This is a genomic window from Wenzhouxiangella sp. XN79A (genome assembly GCF_012272825.1).
Taxonomy (GTDB): domain Bacteria; phylum Pseudomonadota; class Gammaproteobacteria; order Xanthomonadales; family Wenzhouxiangellaceae.
Genome location: NZ_JAAWWS010000121.1, coordinates 15,910 through 37,113, shown reverse-complemented (window position 1 = coordinate 37,113; position 21,204 = coordinate 15,910). Strand labels below are relative to the sequence as shown.

17 protein-coding genes are annotated in these 21,204 nt (G+C 70.4%); 12 read left to right on the top strand and 5 right to left on the bottom strand.

Going from position 1 to position 21,204, the window contains the following annotated elements; all coding sequences use genetic code 11:
• Positions 1-69 precede the first annotated feature (69 nt).
• On the bottom strand, positions 70-579 hold the full coding sequence (locus HFP89_RS00510) for a hypothetical protein (protein WP_168715681.1): 510 nt from the start codon (positions 577-579) through the stop codon (positions 70-72).
• On the opposite strand from HFP89_RS00510, the gene HFP89_RS00505 reads away from it, so the two are divergent.
• From HFP89_RS00505 to HFP89_RS00495, 3 genes are all read left to right on the top strand, one after another.
• The gene (locus tag HFP89_RS00505; RefSeq protein WP_168715680.1) at positions 578-733 is read left to right on the top strand and encodes a DUF2256 domain-containing protein; all 156 of its coding nucleotides are present in this window, start codon (positions 578-580) and stop codon (positions 731-733) included. The two genes, HFP89_RS00510 and HFP89_RS00505, sit on opposite strands and share 2 nt — an antisense overlap.
• The gene (locus HFP89_RS00500) at positions 730-2,274 is read left to right on the top strand and encodes a deoxyribodipyrimidine photo-lyase (protein WP_168715679.1); all 1,545 of its coding nucleotides are present in this window, start codon (positions 730-732) and stop codon (positions 2,272-2,274) included. Before HFP89_RS00505 ends, HFP89_RS00500 begins: the two co-directional genes overlap by 4 nt.
• A 72-nt stretch (positions 2,275-2,346) precedes the next feature.
• Positions 2,347-4,437, top strand: coding sequence for a diguanylate cyclase (locus HFP89_RS00495; RefSeq protein ID WP_168715678.1), 2,091 nt, complete (start codon positions 2,347-2,349; stop codon positions 4,435-4,437).
• A 4-nt stretch (positions 4,438-4,441) separates the two neighbouring features.
• Here the strand turns inward: HFP89_RS00495 and HFP89_RS00490 are convergent, their stop codons facing one another.
• Complete coding sequence (locus HFP89_RS00490) at positions 4,442-5,224, bottom strand: ABC transporter ATP-binding protein (RefSeq protein ID WP_168715677.1); 783 nt, start codon at positions 5,222-5,224, stop codon at positions 4,442-4,444.
• Positions 5,221-6,171, bottom strand: a complete 951-nt coding sequence (locus HFP89_RS00485; RefSeq protein ID WP_168715676.1) for an iron ABC transporter permease — start codon at positions 6,169-6,171, stop codon at positions 5,221-5,223. Before HFP89_RS00485 ends, HFP89_RS00490 begins: the two co-directional genes overlap by 4 nt.
• A 169-nt stretch (positions 6,172-6,340) precedes the next feature.
• Between HFP89_RS00485 and HFP89_RS00480 the strand changes: the two genes are divergently transcribed.
• The 3 genes from HFP89_RS00480 to HFP89_RS00470 all read left to right on the top strand — a co-directional run bounded on the left by HFP89_RS00480 (position 6,341) and on the right by HFP89_RS00470 (position 8,935).
• Positions 6,341-6,877, top strand: coding sequence for an RNA pyrophosphohydrolase (locus HFP89_RS00480; protein WP_168715675.1), 537 nt, complete (start codon positions 6,341-6,343; stop codon positions 6,875-6,877).
• Between the two features lie 64 nt (positions 6,878-6,941).
• Positions 6,942-7,541 carry a MarC family protein gene (locus HFP89_RS00475; protein WP_168715674.1) on the top strand — a complete coding sequence of 200 codons (600 nt, stop codon included), beginning with the start codon at positions 6,942-6,944 and terminating at the stop codon, positions 7,539-7,541.
• A complete protein-coding gene (locus tag HFP89_RS00470) occupies positions 7,538-8,935 on the top strand; it encodes a M28 family peptidase (RefSeq protein ID WP_168715673.1) in 1,398 nt (465 codons plus the stop codon). Before HFP89_RS00475 ends, HFP89_RS00470 begins: the two co-directional genes overlap by 4 nt.
• Before the next feature lie 702 nt (positions 8,936-9,637).
• On the opposite strand, the gene HFP89_RS00465 is transcribed toward HFP89_RS00470, so the two are convergent.
• Entirely contained in the window at positions 9,638-10,180 is a 543-nt protein-coding gene (locus HFP89_RS00465; protein WP_168715672.1) for a hypothetical protein, read from the bottom strand.
• 24 nt (positions 10,181-10,204) lie between these two features.
• Here HFP89_RS00465 and HFP89_RS00460 point away from each other — a divergent pair, with 24 nt between their 5' ends.
• The 3 genes from HFP89_RS00460 (at position 10,205) to HFP89_RS00450 (ending at position 13,316) form a co-directional block, all read left to right on the top strand.
• Positions 10,205-10,429, top strand: coding sequence for a (2Fe-2S)-binding protein (locus tag HFP89_RS00460; protein ID WP_168715671.1), 225 nt, complete (start codon positions 10,205-10,207; stop codon positions 10,427-10,429).
• 133 nt (positions 10,430-10,562) lie between these two features.
• Complete coding sequence (locus HFP89_RS00455; protein WP_168715670.1) at positions 10,563-12,716, top strand: FG-GAP-like repeat-containing protein; 2,154 nt, start codon at positions 10,563-10,565, stop codon at positions 12,714-12,716.
• 78 nt (positions 12,717-12,794) lie between these two features.
• Positions 12,795-13,316, top strand: coding sequence for a hypothetical protein (locus HFP89_RS00450; RefSeq protein ID WP_168715669.1), 522 nt, complete (start codon positions 12,795-12,797; stop codon positions 13,314-13,316).
• Positions 13,317-13,928: 612 nt separating this feature from the next.
• Here the strand turns inward: HFP89_RS00450 and HFP89_RS00445 are convergent.
• Positions 13,929-16,778: a hypothetical protein gene (locus tag HFP89_RS00445; protein ID WP_168715668.1), complete on the bottom strand. Its 2,850-nt coding sequence runs from the start codon at positions 16,776-16,778 to the stop codon at positions 13,929-13,931.
• 137 nt (positions 16,779-16,915) lie between these two features.
• On the opposite strand from HFP89_RS00445, the gene HFP89_RS00440 reads away from it, so the two are divergent.
• From HFP89_RS00440 to HFP89_RS00430, 3 genes are read left to right on the top strand one after another with little or no spacing between them, the layout of a single operon-like run.
• Positions 16,916-17,449 carry an RNA polymerase sigma factor gene (locus HFP89_RS00440; RefSeq protein WP_168715667.1) on the top strand — a complete coding sequence of 178 codons (534 nt, stop codon included), beginning with the start codon at positions 16,916-16,918 and terminating at the stop codon, positions 17,447-17,449.
• On the top strand, positions 17,446-18,108 hold the full coding sequence (locus tag HFP89_RS00435) for a hypothetical protein (protein ID WP_168715666.1): 663 nt from the start codon (positions 17,446-17,448) through the stop codon (positions 18,106-18,108). The genes HFP89_RS00440 and HFP89_RS00435 overlap by 4 nt, the downstream gene beginning before the upstream one ends.
• A complete protein-coding gene (locus HFP89_RS00430; protein ID WP_168715665.1) occupies positions 18,105-21,197 on the top strand; it encodes a CHAT domain-containing tetratricopeptide repeat protein in 3,093 nt (1,030 codons plus the stop codon). Before HFP89_RS00435 ends, HFP89_RS00430 begins: the two co-directional genes overlap by 4 nt.
• Positions 21,198-21,204 lie beyond the last annotated feature (7 nt).

Here is a 21,204-nt window from a genome sequence, read left to right as displayed (position 1 = left end):
GACGAATTCCCGCACGCCGGGATGGAGTCAAGGGCGCGGCCTTCGGGTCGCGCCCTTTTTTGTTCCTGCTTACGCATGAATCTCAGCCACGGTTGTGTAGCGTCCTGGCATCGGAGCATCGCGGCAGGCGATGGAGGTGATACAGGCGAGCCGTTGGATCATCCGATCGGATTCGAAGGACGGGTTTCCATCCCAAGCGAGATTCCAGCCCGACGCCGGACCGGCAGAAAGACCGCCTGTTGGGCGCTTGCGCGCGAAGGGCTTCAGAGGCGTCCACCCTTCGCGCGCAAGCGCCCTCCAATAGGTGCTGGTGGCTTTGATGAGCACCCGGAACAACGCCCCGACTGTTGGAGGCCGCTTGCGGGCGAAGGCCTGAGCCGCCCATTCCGTCGATCCGGCCTTGCTCTTTGCGCGCAAGCGCCCAACAGTCGAATCGGGGCGAAAAAGCGCTTTCGAAGGGGCCTTGCTTTCTGTTCTCCAGTTTCCTGCAAGCGCCGGCGGAGAAACGTGCGTAATCAGGTTTTGTTTGCCGCACGGCTTCATCCTCGTTTCAGGGTCGCGTGGTGTACTTCGCGCCATGAAGAAGTCCGATCTGCCGACCAAGATCTGCCCGGTCTGCCAGCGCCCGTTCGCGTGGCGGAAGAAGTGGCGCGACTGCTGGGACGAGGTGCGCTACTGCTCCGAGCGGTGTCGGCGGAACCGCAACAAGACCGCCGACGAGGTGCTGCGGTGAGCGGGCGCGTCCGGCTGGTCTGGTTCAAGCGCGACCTGCGCGTCGAGGACCACCGACCGCTGGCCGAGGCGGCGGCGCGCGGGCCGGTGCTGCCGGTCTATATCGTCGAGCCGGCGCTGTGGCGCCAGCCCGACGCGGCCGGTCGCCACCAGCAGTTCATCGCCGACTCCCTGGTCGACCTCGACGCCGCGCTGCGCGCGCGCGGACAGGGCCTGTTGCTCCGCGTCGGCGAGGCGCTGGAGGTGTTCCGTTCGCTGGCCGAGCGCTTCGACGTGGCCGCCATCCACGCCCACGAGGAAACCGGCAACGGCTGGACCTTCGCCCGCGACCGGGCCGTGCGGGCCTGGGCGCGCGAACAGGGCATCGAGGTCTGCGAGGTACCGCAGTTCGGCGTAACCAGGGGCCTGCGCGACCGCAGCGGCTGGGCTCGCCGCTGGGAAACGTTCATGGCCGAATCGCCGCCGGTGGTACCCGGGCGACTCGAACGGTTGCTCGAAACGCCGGTGGTCACTGCCGAGAGCGTTCGAGCGGCCTTCCACGCGGCGCCGCCCTTCGACGTGACCCCGTGCCCCGGCCGCCAGCCCGGCGGCCTCGCGGAAGGACGGGCCGTGCTGGACGACTTTCTTCATCGTCGCGCCGTTGCCTACCGCGGCGGCATCTCCAGCCCGAACAGCGCCGAGACCGCCTGCTCGCGGCTCAGCCCGCACATCGCCTACGGCACGCTGTCGCTGCGTTCGATCGTCCGGGCCGCCCGCGCTCGGCGCGCCGAGGCCCGGGAGGCGGGCGAAAAGCGCTGGGCGGCGTCGCTGAACCCGTTCGACCAGCGCCTGCACTGGCACTGCCACTTCATCCAGAAGCTCGAGCAGCGCCCGGCGATCGAGTTCGAGAACGTGCACCGCGGCTTCGACGGCATGCGCGAAAGGGACTTCGACGAAGCCCGCTTCGAGGCCTGGAAAGCCGGCTGCACCGGCTATCCGCTGATCGACGCGTGCATGCGCTGGGTCACCGCCACCGGCTGGTTGAACTTCCGCATGCGCGCGCTGCTGATGAGCTTCGCCGGCTATCACCTGTGGCTGCACTGGCGCGAGCCGGCGCTGCACCTGGCCCGCATGTTCACCGACTACGAGCCCGGCATCCACTTCAACCAGTGCCAGATGCAGAACGGCACCACCGGCATCAACACGCTGCGCATCTACAACCCGGTCAAGCAGGCGCAGGACCAGGACCCGGACGGTACATTCGTGCGCCGCTGGGTCCCGGAGCTGGCGCGGCTGCCGGTGCCGGCGATCTTCGAGCCGTGGCGGCTTTCCGATCACGAACGGCAAGCGCTGGGCGCCGGCGACTATCCTGCGCCGATCGTCGCCCACGAGACCGCCGCCCGCGAGGCGCGGGCCCGGATCGGTGCGTTTCGCAAGCGCGCCGGCTTCCGGCAGGAGGCCGACCGCGTGCAGCATGAACTCGGCAGCCGCCGCGCCGGCCTGCGCCCGCAGCAGCGGCCGAAGAGGAAGTCGGTGGATCGGCGCCAGCCGTCCTTGTTCTGATCGACGCGCCGAACTGGTCGAATCGTTCGCGCCCGGCTAGACTGCCTGCCTTGCCGTCGACAGGAACGCTCGATGATCGGAGATCGCATCCTGGCCGCTGCGCTGGCCTCGTTGCTGCTCGCCTGCGCCGTGACCGCGGCCCGAGCGCAGCAAGCGCCGGTCGACGATTCGCAACCGCCGAGCCAGCCGGCCATCAGCGCGCAGTCGACGCAGGCCCAGCGGGACACGTTCCTGGAGGCCCTGGCCGAACGCATCGAGCGCGACGGTTTCGCGGCCACGCGTGGCGAGGTCGAGGCGCTGATCGATCGACCCGACCTGCCGGCAGCGTTCCGCTCCCGCGTACTGCGTGCGGCCGTCGAGGTCACCCGTCGCGCGCGCAATCCCGATTTCCAGGAGACCGCCGAACGGGCCTATGCCGCCCTGGTCGACCAGGTGGCGGATCTGAATGAACGTTCGGTCCTGATCCAGACCATGGGCAACATCGAGGTCGATCGCGGTCGTTTTGCCGAAGCCGAAGCGCTGTACCTGGCGTCCGATGACCTGGCCTCCGGCCGGGCGCTCGACGAGCGCGCCAACCTGATGACCGCACTCGGCGTTGCCCGGGCGCAGCAGGGCAAGCTCGACGTGGCGCTGGAGGCCATGCTCGAAGCCTATGCCCGCTACCAGCAGACCGAGGACGGGCCGTCGCCGAACCTGCTGCGCAACATTGGCGCGCTGTCGATCTATCTCGAAGACTACGAGCAGGCCGTCGATTTTTCCCGGCAGGCGATCGACGCGTTCGGCCCGGAGCACCGGGACACGCCGGGCGCCTACTCCAACCTGGCCGCCGCGCTGGTCGAGCTGGATCGGCCGGGCGAAGCGATGACCGCGCTGGAGACCGGGATCGCGATTGCCGAGCAGCAGGGGCGGCCGAGTGCGTCCTTGACCAACAACCTGGGCTACATGCAGCACGAGCAGGGCGAGCTCGACGCCGCCCTGGCGACCTTCGAGAAGACCGCCGAACTCAACCGCGCCAACGGCGACACCGCCTCGCTGGCGATCGCCCGGAAGAACGTCGGCGACGTGCTGGTGGACCTCGAGCGTCGGGCCGAGGCGGCCGAGGCCTTCGAGCGCTCACTGGCGCTGTTCCGCGAGGCCGACATCAAGCCGAAGCGACTGGAGCTGTACCGGTCGCTGGTCGACAACCTCGAAGCGCTGGGCCGGTATCCGGACGCGCTGGCCCGGATGCGCGAGTGGCGCGAACTGGCCGAGGAGCTGGCCTCGGCCGATGCCCAGGCCCGGGTCGCCGAGCTGCAGACGGCCTTCGACCTGGAGCGGCGGGAGCGCGAGTTGGCCGAGTCGGAACGGGTGCGGCTGGAAGGCGAAGCCGCACTGGCCGCGCTGCAGGCCGAGACGGCGCGCGAAGGCCTGATCCGCTGGGGCCTGATCGTGGGCGTGGCGTTGCTGGTGCTGTTCCTGGTGCTGATGGCGCGTACGCTGCGGCTGCGGACCCGGGCCAACCGGATGCTGGCCGAAAAGAATGCCGAGATCGACGTCCAGCGCAAGGCCCTGGCCGAGGCCAATACGCTGCTGCACCGTCACAGCAGCGAAGACGAACTGACCGGGCTCGCCAACCGCCGCTTCGTGCGCGGCCTGCTCGGCGCCGGCCTGCCGGAAGTGTTCCGGGCATCACCGGCGCTGCTGGTGCTGGTCGACCTGGACGACTTCAAGGGCATCAACGACCGCTTCGGCCACCCGGTCGGCGATCGCGTGCTGGCCCGCTTCGCCGACGTGCTGCGCGACGCCGCCGGACCCGACGACGTGCTGGCCCGCTGGGGCGGCGAAGAGTTCCTGTGGCTGGCCGCCGGGCAGGCCATGGCCGATGCCGATCGCGTCTGCCGTGCGCTGGGCGAGGCGGTGCGCGCCACCGCCTTCGACGTCGATGGCGAGACGATCCGGCTGACCGTGTCGATGGGCGTGGCGCCGCTGGCCTTCGGCGAGGACCCGGCCACCGACTTCGCTGTCGCGATCAAGATCGCCGACGCCGCGCTCTACGAGGCCAAGCAGGCCGGCCGCGATGCCTGGGTCGGGTACGACCGGCAGGCGCGCGACGCCGAGCTCTTTTCCGGCAGCCTGGACATCGATGCGCTGATCGAGCGCGGCGCGCTGGTCCGCGTTCGCTGAGCGCTCAGCCGGTCGCTCCGGCCACCGCGAACACGGTCTGGCGACCGTCCGACACGGCCCGGATCGGGCAGCCGAACAGCTCGCTCAGGTGGGCCTCGGTCAGCAGCTCGGCGGTCGGCCCGGCCCGCCAGCGGCCGTCGCCGAACACCAGCAGTACGTGGTTGCAGTAGCAGGTTGCCAGGTTGACGTCGTGCAGCGCCATGACCTGCACCCGGCCGGGGCCGTGCACGCGCCGCCACAGCCGATCCAGGACCGCGACCTGCACGGCCGGGTCGAGGTGGTTGGTCGGCTCGTCGAGCAGCAGCACGTCCGGGTCCTGGGCCAGCACCACGGCCAGCGCCAGCCGGCGCTGTTCGCCGCCCGACAGCTGCATGCAGGACCGGTCGGCCATGTCGGACAGGCCTACCGCATCCAGCGCGGCGCGGGCGCGCTCGACGTCGTCGCGGCGTTCGCGGCCCCAGGCCGGACGGTGCGGATGGCGACCGATCAAGGCGATTTCCAGGCCGGTCGCGTCGAACGCGAACTGGGTGTTCTGGGTCAGCATGCCCAGGGTGCGGGCCACGCTCCGCCGGCTCAGGGTCTCGAGCGCGCGACCGTCGAGTTCGACCGAGCCCGCGGCCGGCGGGTGCAGGCCGGCCAGCGTGCGGAGCAGGGTGGTCTTGCCGGCGCCGTTGGGGCCGAGCACGCCCCAGGACTGGCCGGCCTCGATCGTCAGCGTCAGCCCCTCGATCCTGCGCACGCCGCCGATCGTGACGTCCAGGCCGGCGACCGCCAACCGGGCCGTCATCGCACGCCCCCGGCGCGGCGCAGCAGCAGCAGGAACAGCGGCACGCCGAGCAAGGCGGTCAGCACGCCGACCGGCAGCTGCCGCGGTGCGATCACGGTCCGGGCCAGGGTGTCGGCCAGCAGCAGGAACACACCCCCGGCCAGCGCGCTGATCGGCAGCAGGCGGCGGTGGTCGGCGCCGACGGTGAGGCGGACGAGATGCGGCACGATCAGGCCGACGAAGCCGACCGTGCCGGCGATCGCCACGGCCAGCGCGGTCAACAGCGAGGCGGCAACGTAGATCTCGGCGTGGCGGCGTTTCGGCGATTCGCCGAGCAGCGCGGCCTGGGTCTCGCCGGCGGCCAGCACGTTCAGGCTGCGCGCGCGCAGCATCAGCGCAGCGGTCAGGCCGGCCAGCACCAGCAGCCACCATGGCGACAGCGTGCTGTAGCCGAGGTCGCCCATCAGCCAGTACAGCATGCCCTTCAGGCTGGCGTCGTCGCCCAGCGCCAGCAGCAGCGAGATCACCGCGCCCCAGCCGGCCGCCACGACCACGCCGGTCAGCAGCAGCCGGGTGGTCGACCACGGGCCTTCGCCGCGGCCGAGCACGAACACGATCAGCATCGAGAACAGCGCCCCGGCGAAGGCCAGCAGTTCGGTCGGCAGCAGGACCAGCCCCAGGCTCATGCCGCCGAGCACGAAGGCCGCGGCGCCGCCGGACAGGCCGAGGATGTACGGATCGGCCAGCGGATTGCGCAGCAGCACCTGCATCAGCACCCCGGCCAGCGCCAGCAGGCCGCCGGTGACCAGCGCGGCGATCGCGCGCGGCAACCGCAACTCCAGCGCGATTCGCCAGGCGGTGTCGGTCTCGGGCCAGCCGATGCCGCTCGAGCCGGTCAGCACCGCGACCAGCAGCGCGGCGGCTGCAAGCAGCATGCCGAGCGCGACCAGGATCGGGGTTCGGGTCATTCGATGCCGGACGCCGACTGGCGCGTTGATGGAGGATTGATTACCATGGCGGCAGTGCAGATTTTCGGGCGGACCGGGTCGAAGATCGCAAGGTAGCACAGCGGCTTGTTTCGACAGGGGCTGTGCCCGGCGTGGCGCCGATCCGGCAACCGGACCCGACCTGAAATCGATGATCGACGCCGATGGCTTCCGCCCCAACGTGGGCATCGTTCTGGCGCGTCATGACGGCAGGGTCTTCTGGGCCCGTCGCGCCGGTCAGGACGGCTGGCAGTTCCCGCAGGGCGGGATGAACTCCGATGAAACGCCCGAAGAGGCGATGTACCGTGAACTGGCCGAGGAAACCGGGCTGGCGCCTCATCACGTCGAGGTGCTGGGGGCCACGCCGGGCTGGCTGCGCTATCGCCTGCCGCGCAACATGCGCCGCCGTCATCAGCGGCCGGTCTGCATCGGCCAGAAGCAGGTCTGGTTCCTGCTGCAGTTCCTGGCCGACGATTCGGCCGTCCGGTTGGACGCCACCGGGCACCCCGAGTTCGACCACTACCGCTGGGTCGATTTCTGGTATCCGGCGTTCAACGTGATTTCGTTCAAGCGCGGTGTCTACAAGCGCGCGCTGGAACATCTCGAGCCGCTGGTGCCGGCCTTCCGCGCATCGGACGGCGCGGCGGGCGAGCCGGCTCATCCATCGCCGGCCCCGCGCCGCGACTGACCGGCCGCATCCCCGGCCCCGACCCGCGGATTCCTGATCCGCGACCCAGGAGAGGACCCCATCGATGGACCTGATCGGCGCTTTCGTCCTGCTGTTCGTGGTCATGGACCCGCTCGGCAACATTCCGATCTTTTTGTCCGTGCTCGAGCCGGTCGAGCAGAAGCGTCGGATGCGGGTGCTGCTGCGCGAACTGCTGATCGCCCTGGCGATCCTGTTCGCGTTCCTGCTCGGCGGCCAGTACCTGCTGGCCGCACTCCACCTGAGCCAGTACTCGATCAGCGTGGCCGGCGGCATCATCCTGTTCCTGATCGCGCTGAAGATGATCTTCCCCGTCCCGCGCCACCTGCGCGACGACCTCGAAGACGAGCACGAAGAGCCGTTCATCGTGCCGCTGGCCGTGCCGATGGTGGCCGGACCCAGCGCCATGGCCATCCTGCTGCTGCTGGCCACCCGGCATCCGGACCAGCTCGGCGTCTGGTCGCTGGCGCTGTTCCTGGCCTGGCTGGCGACCGCGATCATCCTGGCGGCCGCACCGCTGCTGAAGCATGTCCTGGGCCGGCGCGGCATCATCGCCATGGAGCGGCTGATGGGCATGCTGCTGGTGGCCATTTCCGTCCAGATGTTCCTCGAGGGCGTCACCGAATTTCTTGGAGAACACGTATGAACCGCATCCTTGCCCTGACCGGCGCGCTGCTGCTGACTGCCACGGCCACGGCCCAGGTGTTCGACGAAACCACGCTCGAGGTGGCCGGCGAGCTGCGCGAGCAGGCGCTGGGCAGTGAACTCGGCTACGAGATCACCGCCGACCTGACCACCCGCATCGGCAACCGGCTGGCCGGCAGCGAGAACGACGCGCGCGCCGTGGCCTGGGCGGTCGAGATGCTCGAAGGGCTCGGCTTCGACCGGGTCTGGACCGAGCCGGTCACGTTCCCGTACTGGGTGCGCGAGACCGAACGGGTGGCCATCGTCGCGCCGGTCGAGCAGGACCTGGTCGCCACCGCGCTGGGCTTCTCGCCGGCCACGCCGGCCGAGGGTCTCGAGGCCGAGGTCGTGATGTTCGACGACCTGGCTGCGCTGGACGCCGCGCCGGATGCTTCGGTTACCGGGAAGATCGTGTTCATCCGCAATCGGATGGAGCGCGCCCGCGACGGCTCGGGCTACGGCCCGGCGGTCCAGGCCCGGACCGGCGGTTCGCTGGTCGCTGCCCGCAAGGGTGCTGCGGCCATCGTCATCCGTTCCATCGGTACATCGACCAACCGCTTCGCCCACACCGGGGTCATGCGCTTCACCGCCGGCTCGCGCTACGTGCCGGCCGCGGCGATCTCGAACCCCGACGCCGACCAGCTCGAACGCCTGATCGCGCTCGGCGAGCCGGTCCGGATGCGGGTGACGATCGACGCCTCGATCAACCAGACCTACACCAGCCAGAACGTCATCGCCCAGCTCGATGGTGCGACCAACCCCGATTCGATCGTCGCGCTCGGCGCGCACCTGGATTCCTGGGACGTCGGCACCGGTGCGCTGGACGACGCCGCCGGCGTGGGCATCGTGACCGCGGCCGCGCAGCTGATCGCCGGGCGCGAGCAGCGGCCCGATCGCTCGATCCAGGTGATCCTGTTCGCCGCCGAGGAGATCGGCCTGTGGGGCGGCCGGGCCTGGGCCGAGGCGCACGGCGACGAAGTGGCGCGCTACCTCGTGGCCTCGGAATCCGATTTCGGCGCCGGCCCGATCTACGAGATGACCGCCAAGGTGGCCGACGACGCCATGCCGGTGATCGAAGCGATCCAGGCCGAGCTGGCCCCGCTGGGCATCGCGATGGGCGAGCGCGGCGGCGGCGCCGGACCCGACTTCAGCCCGATGATGGCGAAAGGCCTGGCCGCCGTCCGCCTGCGCCAGGACGGCACGAACTACTTCGACTACCACCACACCGAAAACGACACCCTCGACAAGGTCGACCCCGAGGCCATGAAGCAGAACATCGCCGCCTTCGCCGTGTTCGCCTGGCTGGCCGCGAACTCGCCGGTCGAATTCGGCTCGGGGCCGGGGTTGGTGGACTGACTCACGGGTTCCGGGCGCGTCTTTTTTTGCCGCAGATGGACGCGGATGAACGCAGATAAAGGCGTAACAGCGGAAAAGAAGGAAAAGCTGTAAACGCTGAATCTGCGGTTCGATGGCTTGGCGCTGTTTTCGATCAACCGACGGGGTTCGGAGGGTTGGTTTCAGTGACAAGCGAGATTCCAGCCCAATGCTGTAGTCGTTAAGAGATTGCCTGTTGGAGGGCGCTTGCGCGCGAAGTGTGGCCGAGTCCGAAGTCGTTCGCGCGCAAGCGCCCTCCAACAGACAAGCCGGGGAAAATCGCTTTCCATGGGCCTTGCTCTCTGTTTCCAAGTCTTCTGCAAGCTTGCGAAGAGCCTGGATTACTCGCTGAGAAACGTGCGTAATCAGCAACCGCTCTTATCTGCGTCCATCTGCGGTCAATTCGTTGTTACCGCAGATGGCCGCGGATGAACGCAGATGAAGGCAGATAAGGGCCAGAACATCTGAGACTGCGATTCGAAGGGTTCCAGGCACTGTCGGTGAAGCGATGCATGGGCAGGTATTCCCTGATCAAGCATTACCTGGAGTCGTTCCTGCGATCCGCGATCGCGGCCCAGGATTTCCACCGAATCCGCACTTGCCGTGCCTGTCTTCGAACCGCTCTTATCTGCGTCCATCCGCGTTCATCTGCGGTAAAAAAGCAGTTCCGCGGTCAATCCGGCTTCAGGGCTCGCCGACGCCGCCGATCGTCAGGTCGGCGAAGCGGTCGATCTGCTGGCCCAGGACGCTGTCGACCGGCGGGGCCCAGTTCTGCAGCGCGCTGCCCGGCGGGCCGGCGACGACGTAGCGCAGGGTCACGGTGGTGCTGCCGGATTCACCTGCGGCCAGTTCGAAACTCATCACGCCGGTCAGCGGCAACGGCTGCAGCGGGCCGAGTCGGCCGTCCAGACGCAGCAGGCGGCCGGGGGCGGCGTGGACCACGCGCAGGTGCTCGTTCGAACCGCCATCGGGCAGGGCTTCGCAGAAGCAGCCGCCGGCGCGCGGATCCAGGCTCAGGTTGGCCGCATCGGCCGACCAGGTGTGGTCCGGGTGCCACCAGGCGGCGGGCCGGACCAGCCGGGTCCATGCCGCTTCGGGTGTTGCGTCCAGCGTCCGGACGTGCTCGATCGCGAAGCCCGTGTCGTCGGCGCGGAGCACCTCGGCGCGGACCGGATGGACGACGGACAGGACCGCCGCCGCTGCGATCACGAATGGTTTGACAATCATTCGCATTTGCATTACGCTTTTTCCATGTTCGTGTGCATCTGCAATGCCATCACCGACCGCGCCATCCGCGAGCACGCGGAGCAGGGCGTCGCCACGCTCGACGAGCTGCGCCTGCGCACCGGCTGCAGCGACTGCTGCGGTCAGTGCGCCGACGAGGCCGAAGCCATTCTACGCGCGGCCCACGCCGGTAGCGCCGCTCCGACGCAGCCGGCCTCGACGATTCCCGTGCTGCGTCCCCAGCTGGCCTGAACCCTCGCTGGGCCCGGCGCTGAGCGCCTCCTTGCCAGTCCTCCCACCGTTCGAGCCCGGCCATTCGTGCAGCTGAGAGCGTGCCGGCCTTGCTTGCGTCCTACCCGTTGGAACTCCAACGAGGACGTAGGCCATGCACCGTTTCCGTGTTTTCCCGCCCACGGCGATCGTGATGATCTCGGCCCTTGCTGCGTGTGCGTTCTCGGCCGTGCCGCTGCATGTCCGCGCACAGCCGGCATCGGTCTCGTTCGTCGATTCCGGCCAGTTGCTGGGTGATCAGGTCTCGAACGACGTCGCACTCGGCGATATCGACGGCGACGGCGACCTCGATGCCGTGGTCGCCAACACCGGTTTTCCCACCGTCGGCGAGAGCCGGCTCTGGATCAATCAGGGCGGAAGCCAGGGCGGCACGGCCGGCCAGTTCGTCGAATCGGCCCAGGACTTCGGCGCCCGGAACGCCCGTGCCGTCGCGCTCGGTGACTTCGACGGCGACGGCGACCTCGACGTCTTCTTCGCCCACGAAAACGAAGGCGACCGGATCTGGTTCAACCAGAGCGGCGTGTTCACCGACAGCGGCCAGTTGCTCGGCAACGAGCTGAGCCAGGACGTGGCGCTGGGCGATCTCGACGGGGACGGTGACCTGGATGCCGTGGTCGGTACGAACAATTTCAACGAAGCCGATCGGACCTGGTTCAACCAGGGCGGTGCGCAGGGCGGCGCGGCCGGGACCTTTCTCGCCGGCCCGTTGCTGGCTTCCGACCGCACCAACGCCGTGGTGCTGCTCGATGCCGACGGCGACGGCGATCTCGACCTGATGACCGCTCCCGGCAACCCCGACAACCGGCTCTACATCAACCAGGGCGGTGCCCAGGCGGGCACCCAGGGCGTGCTGCTCGACAGCGGCCAGACCCTCGGCGACCGCGGCACGTTGTCACTGGCCGTCGGCGACCTCGATGGCGACGGCGATCTCGACGTGTTCGCCGGCAATGGCGTCCTCGGCGCGCCGAGCCGGCCCTGGATCAATCAGGGCGGAACGCAAGGCGGCATCGCGGGCATTTTCCTGGCCGGAGGCGACGTGTTCGGCGACGAGAACTTCGATGTCGAGCTGGGCGATGTCGACGGCGACAGCGATCTCGACCTCTTCCTGCCGAAGTGGCGGGACGCGGGCCTGAGCCGGGGCAACGAGGTCTGGCTCAACGACGGCAGCGGCGGCTTCACCGACACCGGGCTCCGTCTCGGCACGTCGCGTAGCTTTGCCGCCGCACTCGGCGATCTGGACGGCGACGGTGATCTGGACGCCTTCGTCGTCAACGGGGCAAGTTTCACGCCGCAGGCCAACCGGGTCTGGCTCAATCAGCAAGTTTCACCGCCCATGCCGGAAGCCGATCTCGTCCTCGTTGCCGACGCGCAGGGCGGAGCTGCGGCGCAGCTCGAGAATTCGTTCGACCCCTTGACCGTCAGCATGCAGCTCGACCTGACCAACCTCGGTCCGGACCCGGCGACCGGCATCCGAATGATCGTGAACGGTTCGGCAGCAGGGATGGGGGCCGGCAGCTTCTCCTGTTCGACCACCACCGGCGGCCTGGATTGCGATCACGCGCCGCTGCCGGTCGGCGTCACTGCGACTGCAAGCCTCTCCGCACAGGATTTCCGCCAGCATTTCGTCGGGATCTACGCGGGAAGCGTCGACATCGACGCCAGCATCACCTCCAACGAACCGGATCCGGATCCTTCTCCGCTGCGCGCCTCGCGCACCATCGATTACTACGACTGCGCAACCGGTTGCGTGATCGAACAGCTGTTCTGCCGGCACGATCTCAGCACTCGTTCCGACCCTGAAGGCAGCGCGAACGGGCGGGTCGACCTTGCCGTCTACCACCTGCTCCGCCGCATCATGAATTTCGGCGCCGAAGGCCAGCGCCTGGTCCAGCGATACAACGCCCACCAGACCGAACTCTGGGCCCTGCACGAGGCCGATCCGGTTCTGGCGGCCGATATGCTGAACGTGCTGGCCGCCTGGCAGCCCGGTCTCGGCGAGCTGGTGGCCGGCCGGGGCGCCTCGGCCTTCATCGACGTCGCGATGGTCAGCGCGCTCGACGCGCTGCTGGCCGACCTGTCGGCCGCCGGCAGCCCAGCGCTGGCCACCGCCATCGCCGAGGAGCGCGCGCTGATCGGACCACTGACGAACCTGGTCGGCCTGAGCTTCCGCGAGGCTGCCGACCGGGTCATCCCGTCCGAGCTGCTGCGCGTCGACGGGTTCGAGCGCCCCGAAACCCTGATTCCCTGATTTCCAGATCCTCGACCCCCGACCCTGCTCATGAGACGTGCCGTGTCTTCCCTTCACCGTCCCGGCCCGTGCCTGCTCGTGGTTCTTGTCCTTGCCCTCGGTCTGGTCCCTGGCTGGGCGCGGGCCGGGACCGGTGTGTTCGTCAACGGCTTCGAACTGGACGCCGTGACCGTCGAACGTCTGGAGACGGTGTATTCCAGCGAGGTGCTGCCGGCCCGCTACTGGTACGACCGGCGCTCCGGCCTGTGGGGCCTGGTCGGCGGGCCGGGCATCGGCCAGCTGGCTGCGGGGCTGGCGCTGGGCGGGCCGCTGGCCTACGACGCCTCCGGCGGGATGACCCGGGTCGTCGTCAACAACCGGGCCCTGCACCCGCGCGAGCTGGACTGGCTGCGCGGCCGGTATGGCGAAGTCCGGCCGGGCCGCTACTGGCTGGATGCCTCGGGTGTGGCCGGCTTCGAAGGCGGTCCGGCGCAGTTCGACCTTCGCGCCGGCGCCGGCGGCTATAACCGCAATACGCCGGGTGGCGCGCTGATGAACGACGGCCGCTGCGCCGGCTACCTGCATCCCGATGGCCCGAGCGTGATGGTCGGCGACTGCTGAGACAGGTCGTTCCTTCGCCTCGATATCCGGACACGAGCAAGATTTCGCGAAGATTCCCAAGATTCCGCATCAAGATTCCGGACACCCACATCGGATCCCACCCCGGATCCCCCATCATCGTCGTTCCGGGGCGCCGAGTAGGCGAACCCGGAACCTCATGAGGCAGCCCGCATGCTCGGATTCCGAGCACCCGCCCGTAGATTCCGCGTAGATTCCGGAGACGCAGACCGGATACATCGGGATTCCAGTTTCAGAACGAGATTCCGGGTTCCGGCTTCGCCGGCCCCGGAATGACGCGATGGGTAAGGGGCTGCTGACGGCTGGCCATGACCGAATACCGCGCCGCGAATACACCCGAATACCGGACACCCACCCCGGATTCCCATCCCCGGCGTTCCGGGGCGCCGAGCAGACGAACCCGGAACCTCATGAAGCCGCCTGCAGGCAAGATTCCGGGCACCCACCGCCTCACGGGCACCCACCGCTTCAGCCGATGAAGGCAGACAGAGATTCCGGGTTCCGGCTTGGCCGGCCCCGGAACGACGGGATGGGGAAGGCGGCCGCACGTCGCATCCTCCGACGATTCGTCGACCCTGGCATCGCCCGGCCGAATCAGCGGGTGGCGCAGCCCGCATAGGGCTCGATCGCGAAGACCAGCATCTGCGCGGCCTGGCTGGCCCCCTTCCACCAGCCGCCGGTGGCGTCGGCGAAATCGGCCAGCGGGCCGAACGGGTCGGTGATCGGGTCGAGGCCCGCGAACAGCTCGTCCAGCAGCCGGCGCGAGGTGTCGCACATGCCGGGCGTGGCCTGGATCGCATCGCCGATCAGGCCCAGCGCCACGGTGTGGGGCTTGGTCGGCCGGAACATCGCGAGGCCGTCGCCGGTGTCGAACCACTGGCAGGCGCCCACCGTGTCGCCGCCGGCGACCAGATCGCAGCCCAGCGCGTAGGCCCAGTCGCCGCTCGCGTCCGGCCCACCGCCCGGCTGCTGCGCCATGCCCTGTTCGTAGAACACCGGCATCAGCCCGGTGAGCGTGCGCGAAAGCGCCGGCTGGCCGTTACGGTCGACGAACTCGCCCCAGTTCAGCCAGGCGCGCAGCAGGAAGCCGTACATCATCGCGCTGGTCATGAAGCTCTGCGGCAGGTCGCAGACGTTGTCGACCGGCACGTCGTCCTGGCACAGCAGACCGGCGCGCAGGTTGTCGCCGGCCAGTTCGGTCAGGATCTCGATCAGCCGGGCGTTGCAGGCCTGGCCGTCGGGGCCGGGCACGAACTCGGCGCAGTTGGCCAGCAGTTCGAAGTGCTGGACGTTGCCGCGCAACGGGGCGACGGCATTGAAAAAGCGGTCGCGGTCGGTCTGGGTCGCGATCCGGTTCGGGTCGCTGGTGTTGCCCGGGTCGTTCGGGTTCCAGGGCACCGAGTAGCGAGTCGCGATCATCCGGCCGCCGTGGCGGAAGCGCTCGCGCATGGCCGGCGTCGGACGCAGCGCATAGTGCAGCTGCATGCCTGCGTTGTAGGTGTAGTCGTCGGAGCCGAAGCCCGCACGGTGCCACTGGCCTTCGCCCGTGCCGCCGGAGGTCACCGCGACACCGTTGCGGGCGCCGTGGTCGCGGGCGCCGATGTTCATCCGCGCAGTGAACAGCTGGAGCCAGGCCTGTGGCTGGGCGAAGCCCCACAGCCAGCGCGGCTCGCCGCTGCGCAGGAACTCCAGCGCCTCGGCGCCGGACGGGTTCCAGTAGTTCATCGCGCCGGAATTGGTGAACGGTGACGAGCTGGCCGGGTCGGGAAAGGCAAACAGGTCGTTGGCCTGGGTGTCGGGCCAGAGCTGCGCGCCGTAGGTGCGGAAGCGCCACCACTGGCCGCTCGGGTCGTCGCGCACGGTGTTCTCGTGCCGGCTGAGCACGTAGCGGCGGTAAGCTTCTTCGACTGCGCTGCCGGTGTCGATGGCCAGCGGCGGCAGTACGGCGGCAGCGTTCAGCCGGTCCAGCGTCCAGCGCGGCGTCAGCGGCCGCTCGAGCCGGGCCGTGCCGGTCTCGCGCAGCGCGGCCAGATCGGCCAGCGGATCGCCGCCGGCGGGCCGCAGCTGAAGCAGGGCGCGTGTCCACAGTCCCTTGCCCTCGCCGATCACGCGCGGTCGCGAGATCGACTGCGCCTCCAGCCCGCCGCCGGCGTCCAGGCGAAGCGCCTGTGGCTCGCGGAAGCGCATCCACGGCATCTGCAGCGCAGTCAGGAAGGCGGGGCTGGCCCGGGCAACCAGCGGCGCCTCGGCCGCAACCCCCGACTCGATCACGGCGCCGCCGTCGCGCAGTTCGAATCGCCGCAGCCAGTCGGTGACGGTGAATGCGCCGGTGCGCTGCTCGACTGTGACGTCGGCGCCGACCGTGCGCACGGCGCCGAGCCCGGCCGCGGCCGACAGTGTCGCGCCGGCCGGCGCCGGAAACCGCCAGCCGGCCTCGCGCCAGGTCCGAGTGTCGTCGGTCCACGGTGGAAAGAACGCGTCGGAACACTCGTTGCGGAGAATCCATTCCAGCGCTACGTCGCGCGAGGCGCGGGTCCAGGTCAGCGTGGCGGTGTAGCCGAACGGCGCATAAGGCGGCACGCCGGCGGTAGTGCACAGGCTGGTCCCCGACGGATCGCTGAAGCGCCCGGTCACCACGGCCCGAGCGCGGACCGGGCCGGCATCTTCGATGCTGAAGGACTCGACGGTCACAGTGCCGGGGCGGGCAGTCGACAGCGGTTCCATCCCGGCACTGTCGAGGCCCAGCCGCGGCCCGTCGCCGGGCCTGCCGGTCAGTACGCGCTGGCGGGGCGCACCGGCCGCATCGGCGATCGCGGTATCGACCGTTCGAAGCACGGCCGGATCGGACGGGCCGAGCACGAACGCGGCCACGCCGGTATCGACGACCGGATCGCTGCCGTCGTCGACGAGCTGCACTGCCCACGGGTCCAGCGCGGCAACCGGCGTCGGTGCTGTGGCGTAGCGGCGGAGTTCGTAGCGGACCGCGGAGTCGGCCGGCGGCGCAGCCGGGGTGATCACCTCCAACCAGCGGACCGGGCGCTGCGCGTCCGCCAACGGTCCGCCCCAGCGGCTCAACACCCGGAACTGGGCTGCGAGCCGCGCGCCGTCGGTGGCGACCACCACCAGTCGGTCCAGCGAATCGGAGGCCAGGTTCACCGCGCGCGGAATCGCCAGCCCGCCGCTGGCGATCTCGAACGGGCGGTCGAAGGCGCGGTCGTTGGCGATCTCGAAACAGCCCAGCGATTCGAACGGCCCGTCGGGCGCCGGGCCCAGCCGGCCGGCCCGCGCGTTGGCCGGTGCGGGACCCAGCGCACAGTCGACGGCGCGGGCTTCGAAGGAGTCCCGAAACAGCCGCTCCTGCTGGGCGAGGGCCGGAACGGCGGACGCAAGCAGCAGTGCCGCGCCGAACCGGAGCGTTACGGAACGGACGAACAATGCGTTCATGGCGGGACCGGGAGTCAACGTGTACGGAGCAGGACGCAGGCGGCACCGAAATCCTCTCAGGAGCAAGAGCCGTTGAGGCCGGCCGGAACCGGAAGTACCATGGCTTGCCCTTTCCGCCACCCGCGAGAACCGCTGCGTTGGACGCCCGAGCGCGTTTCGAAGCCCTGTTCGACCAGCACGACGCCCAGCTGCGGGCGTTTCTGCGCGCGCGCTTTCGGGGGGTGCCGGGCGTCGGCGTCGACGACCTGATGCAGGAGCTGCGGCTTCGCTTGTGGCAGGCGCTGGAGCGTGAGACGACGATCGACCAGCCTGCGTCCTACCTGATGCAGGCGGCCGTGCGGGTGATGATCGACGCCAAGCGGCGCGCCGCAGTTCGTCGGCCCGAGGGGGGCTTCGTCGAGCTGGTTCCCGACGATGCGCCGCCCCCGGAGACGACCGAGCCGCAGCCGGCCGCCCCCGAACACGACGTCGAGCGGCGCGAAGCGCTGGCCCGGTTGGGCGCGGCGCTTGACAGCCTGGCCCCCGACCGCGCCCGCATGGTCCGCCTGTACCTGCAGGGCTTTGGCGCGGCGGAGATCGCGCGGCTGATCGGCTGGACCGAGCCGCGCTGCCGTAACCTGCTGTACCGAGGCCTGGCCGACCTGAAAGCCGAACTGGGAATCGAGGAATGAGCGATCCGAAAATTCCGAAGGCGTGGACCGACGCCTACCGCGAGGCCACCCGGCCGGATCCGGACCGCCGCGCTTGTCCGGGCGCCGATGCACTGGCCGGTCTCGCCGTGGATCCCGGCGCGGCCGACCCGGCACTCCTCGACCACGTTGCAGACTGCCGCGCCTGCAGCGACGAACTCCAGCGGGTGACCGACGACGGCACCTTGGCGGCGTTGACCGAAGCGCTGGCCGACGACCCGCCGCCGAGCGCCGCGTCGCCGACGCGCGGCGGCCGCACTCGGACCCTGCTCGGCGGATGGGCCCTGGCGGCCAGCCTGGTCGTCGCGGTGGGCGTCACGCTGCTGGTACCGACCCGCGACGATGCGCCGACGCTGCGTAGCGGCCCGGCGGTCGAAGGGCTGGTGCCGCCGTCCGGTGCGCGCCTCGAGGCGGTGCCGGAACGCTTCGAGTGGCCGGCCGGCGGCCGCGATGAGCAGCTGGTCCTGATGACTCCGCGCGCCGACATCCTGTGGATCGCGCCGGTGGTCCGCGACGGCCGGGTGGCCGTGCCGGACGCAGTTCGTGACGAACTGGTCGATGGCCGCTACTACTGGCAGGTGCGCGACCTCGATCGGGACGCGCTGCTCGGACCGTTCGAGTTCCGGCTGGATCGCTCGTGAGATCTGCCCTGCTGACGCTCGCGCTGCTCGCCGCTGCTGCGCAGGCCGACGTGGTCGTCCTCGAAATCCACTCCGACCCCGGTGCCGGTTCCGCCGAGCTGGCCATCGGTGACCGCATTCTGGCCGCAGTGGCCGGCGGCCAGCCGTCCACGCCGGTCGAGCACCCGATGGATCTCGAAGCGCTGGCCTTCGGCGCCGGGCGCATCACCGCGGTCGATCTGACGCTGGCCGACGGCGACGCGACCCGCAGCGTCGTGCTGCCGGTCGGCGCCCCGATGCCGTGGACCAGCGCGCTCGATCCGTCGCTCGTCGCCGAGGCCGACGCGGCGTTGACCGACTCGCTCGAGGGGAATCCCGACGCGGCCGGACCGGCCTGGACGGCCGCGATCGGATCGACAACGCGGTCGAGGTGGTCCGGGCGCACGGCCTGCTGGGCCGGGCTGCACCGGGTCCGTCGACTGGTTGCAGCCGGCGCGGCCGACGTCGCGACCGTCGAGGCCGGGCGGCTGGAGTCCATCTGCGCCGTGGCGCCGGTCCGCGATTCGGTCGTTGCCCGCGCCGCCGCGGCCGAGGCCTTGCGCGATCGCGCCCGCGACACCGATGCCGTGGCCGGTCTGCTCGAGTCCGCACGTGCCGATGCCGAGACGCTGGATCCACTGCTGCGCGCGGCGCTGGATCACGAACTCGGCTCCTACCTCGGTCGACGCGGTCGGCTGGACGAGGCCGAGGCCGCGCTGGATCGCGCCGTTGCCGGCTTCGCGGCTGCCTCGCCCGAGGCCTGGGGCCATGCCGAGAGCCTGGCGAATCGGGCGATCGTCGATGTGATCCGGGGTCGCCTCGAGCCGGCGCGGGCCCGGCTCGAGGACGCGCTGGCCCGGATGGAGCGCGCCGCGCCGGACTCGCTGGCGCTGTCGGCCCAGCAGGTCAACCTCGCTATCGTGCTGCGCCGGATGGGCGAGCCGGACGTCGCCCGCACGCTGGCCGAGTCGGCGCTGGCGATCCGCACGCGACTGGCTCCGCAGTCCGAGCTGGTCGCCCAGACGCTGAACAACCTCGGCGTGCTGGCCAAGAACGGCGGCGACCTGGTCGCCGCCGAGGACCACTACCGGCGCGCTCTGGCGATTCGCGAGGCCCTCGATGCACCGCCGCTGGCCCGGGCCAGCGTGCTCGGCAACCTGGCCAACCTGGCGCTGGAGCGCCTGGATCCCGAGGCATCGCTGGCCCTGCATCGCGAGGTGCTGGCCCTGCTCGAACCGGTCGCGCCCGGGCATCGCTACGTGGTCACCACCCGGCTGTCGCTCGGCCAGGCCGAGCTGCTGCGCGGCCGGCTCGACGCGGCCGGGACGCATCTCGAGGCGGCGCGCACCCTGCAGGAAGCCATCGGCACCGAGGCGCCGATCTACGCGGGCATTCTCGAAGCGCTGGGTCGCCTGGCCCGCGAACGCGACCAGGCGAATCTTGCGCGAGAGCTGCTGGAGCGGGCCCTGGCGCTTCGCCTGCGGCTCGACGGCGGCGGTCTGGACGCAGCCTCGGTCCGGCTGGCGCTGGCCGAGCTGGACCTCGACCAAGGCAGGATCGACGCCGCCCGCGATCGGCTCCGAGCGGCGATCGAGACCGCCGCCGAGCGGGCGCCCGGCAGCCTGGTCGAAGCCCTCGCCCACCACCGGCTGGCAGGTCTGGCCTGGGCCGACGGGCAGCAGGCCGCTGGGCTGGCTGCGGATGCCGAGGCACTGGATGCCTTCGAGCGCCAGCGCGAGCGTCTGGGCGGCGACTGGCTGCAGCGGATGCGCTTCGGCGCCAGCCATCGCGCGCTGTACGTCGACGCGATCGAGCGGCGACTGGCGGCCGATCGCCCGGCCGAGGCGTTTGCCATCCAGGAGCGCTACCGCGCCTACGAACGTCGCCGGCTGCTGGCCGGCCGGGTGCCGCTGCCGCCGCTGGACGCTGCCGCGCCGCAGGTCGACGAGCTGGCCGCCGCGCTGGGCCCGGACGAGGCGGTGCTGTCGTGGGTGATCGGCGCCGATCGGACCCACGCCTTCCTGCTGACCGGCGACGGTCCGGCGGTCCGGACGCTGCCGCTCGGCGAGGCGGACCTGCAGCGCGAGGTCGACGCGCTGGCCGTGCTGCTCGGCGTGGCCCGTCCGGACCCGGAGCAGCGCGACGCCTTCGCCGAGCGCTCGCAGGACCTGCACCGCCTGCTGATCGCGCCGTGGGCCGATGGCTTGGCGGACATCAAGCGGCTGGTGCTGGTGCCCGATCAGGCCTTGCATCGGCTGCCGTTCGCGGCGCTGCAGGATGCGGCAGACGCGAGCTTTCTCGTCGAGCACCACGCGCTGGTCCATGCGGCTTCGGCCTCGGTCTACGTTGCCGAGGCGACGCAGCGGCCCCGGCCCGACGGTGTCGTCGCGGTCGGCGATCCGGCCGTGGACGTCACTGCAGCGGCGGCCGATGCGCGCGCCGGCGCGTTCGGCCCGCTGCCGTCGGCCCGGGTCGAAGTCGATGCGATCGCCGGTATGTTTCCCGATCGCACGCTGCGGCTGGTCGGCGCGGCGGCGACCGAGTCCCGGGTCCGGGCCGCGCTGCCCGAAGCCGGCCTGGTGCACTTCGCCGCACACGCGGTCGTCGACGGCGCCCGACCGCTCGATGCCTATGTGCAGTTGGCGCACGCCGACGGCGATCGAGACGACGGTCGGCTGGCGGCCTGGGAAGTGCTGTCGCAACTCGAGCTCGATGCCGAACTGGTCACGCTGTCGGCATGTCGCACGGCGCGCGGCCGCACGCTCGGCGGCGATGGTGTGCTGGGCCTGAGCCAGGCTTTCCAGCTGGCCGGCGCGAACGCGGTGCTGGCCACGCTGTGGGACGTGCCGGATGAACCGACCGCGGCGCTGATGGCGGCGTTCTACCGGGCGCTGGCCGGCGGCGCCGACGCCGCCGACGCGCTGCAGGCAGCCCAACGGGCGATGCTGACCCGCCAGCGGGCGCGCGAGCGCGGTTGGCGCCGGCTGCTTCGGGCGCTCGGCGGCGAGCGGGCCGACGGCGGCGGGCCGTTCGACTGGGCCGCGTTCAAGCTCGACGGGTGGCCCGGCTGATCGCCGA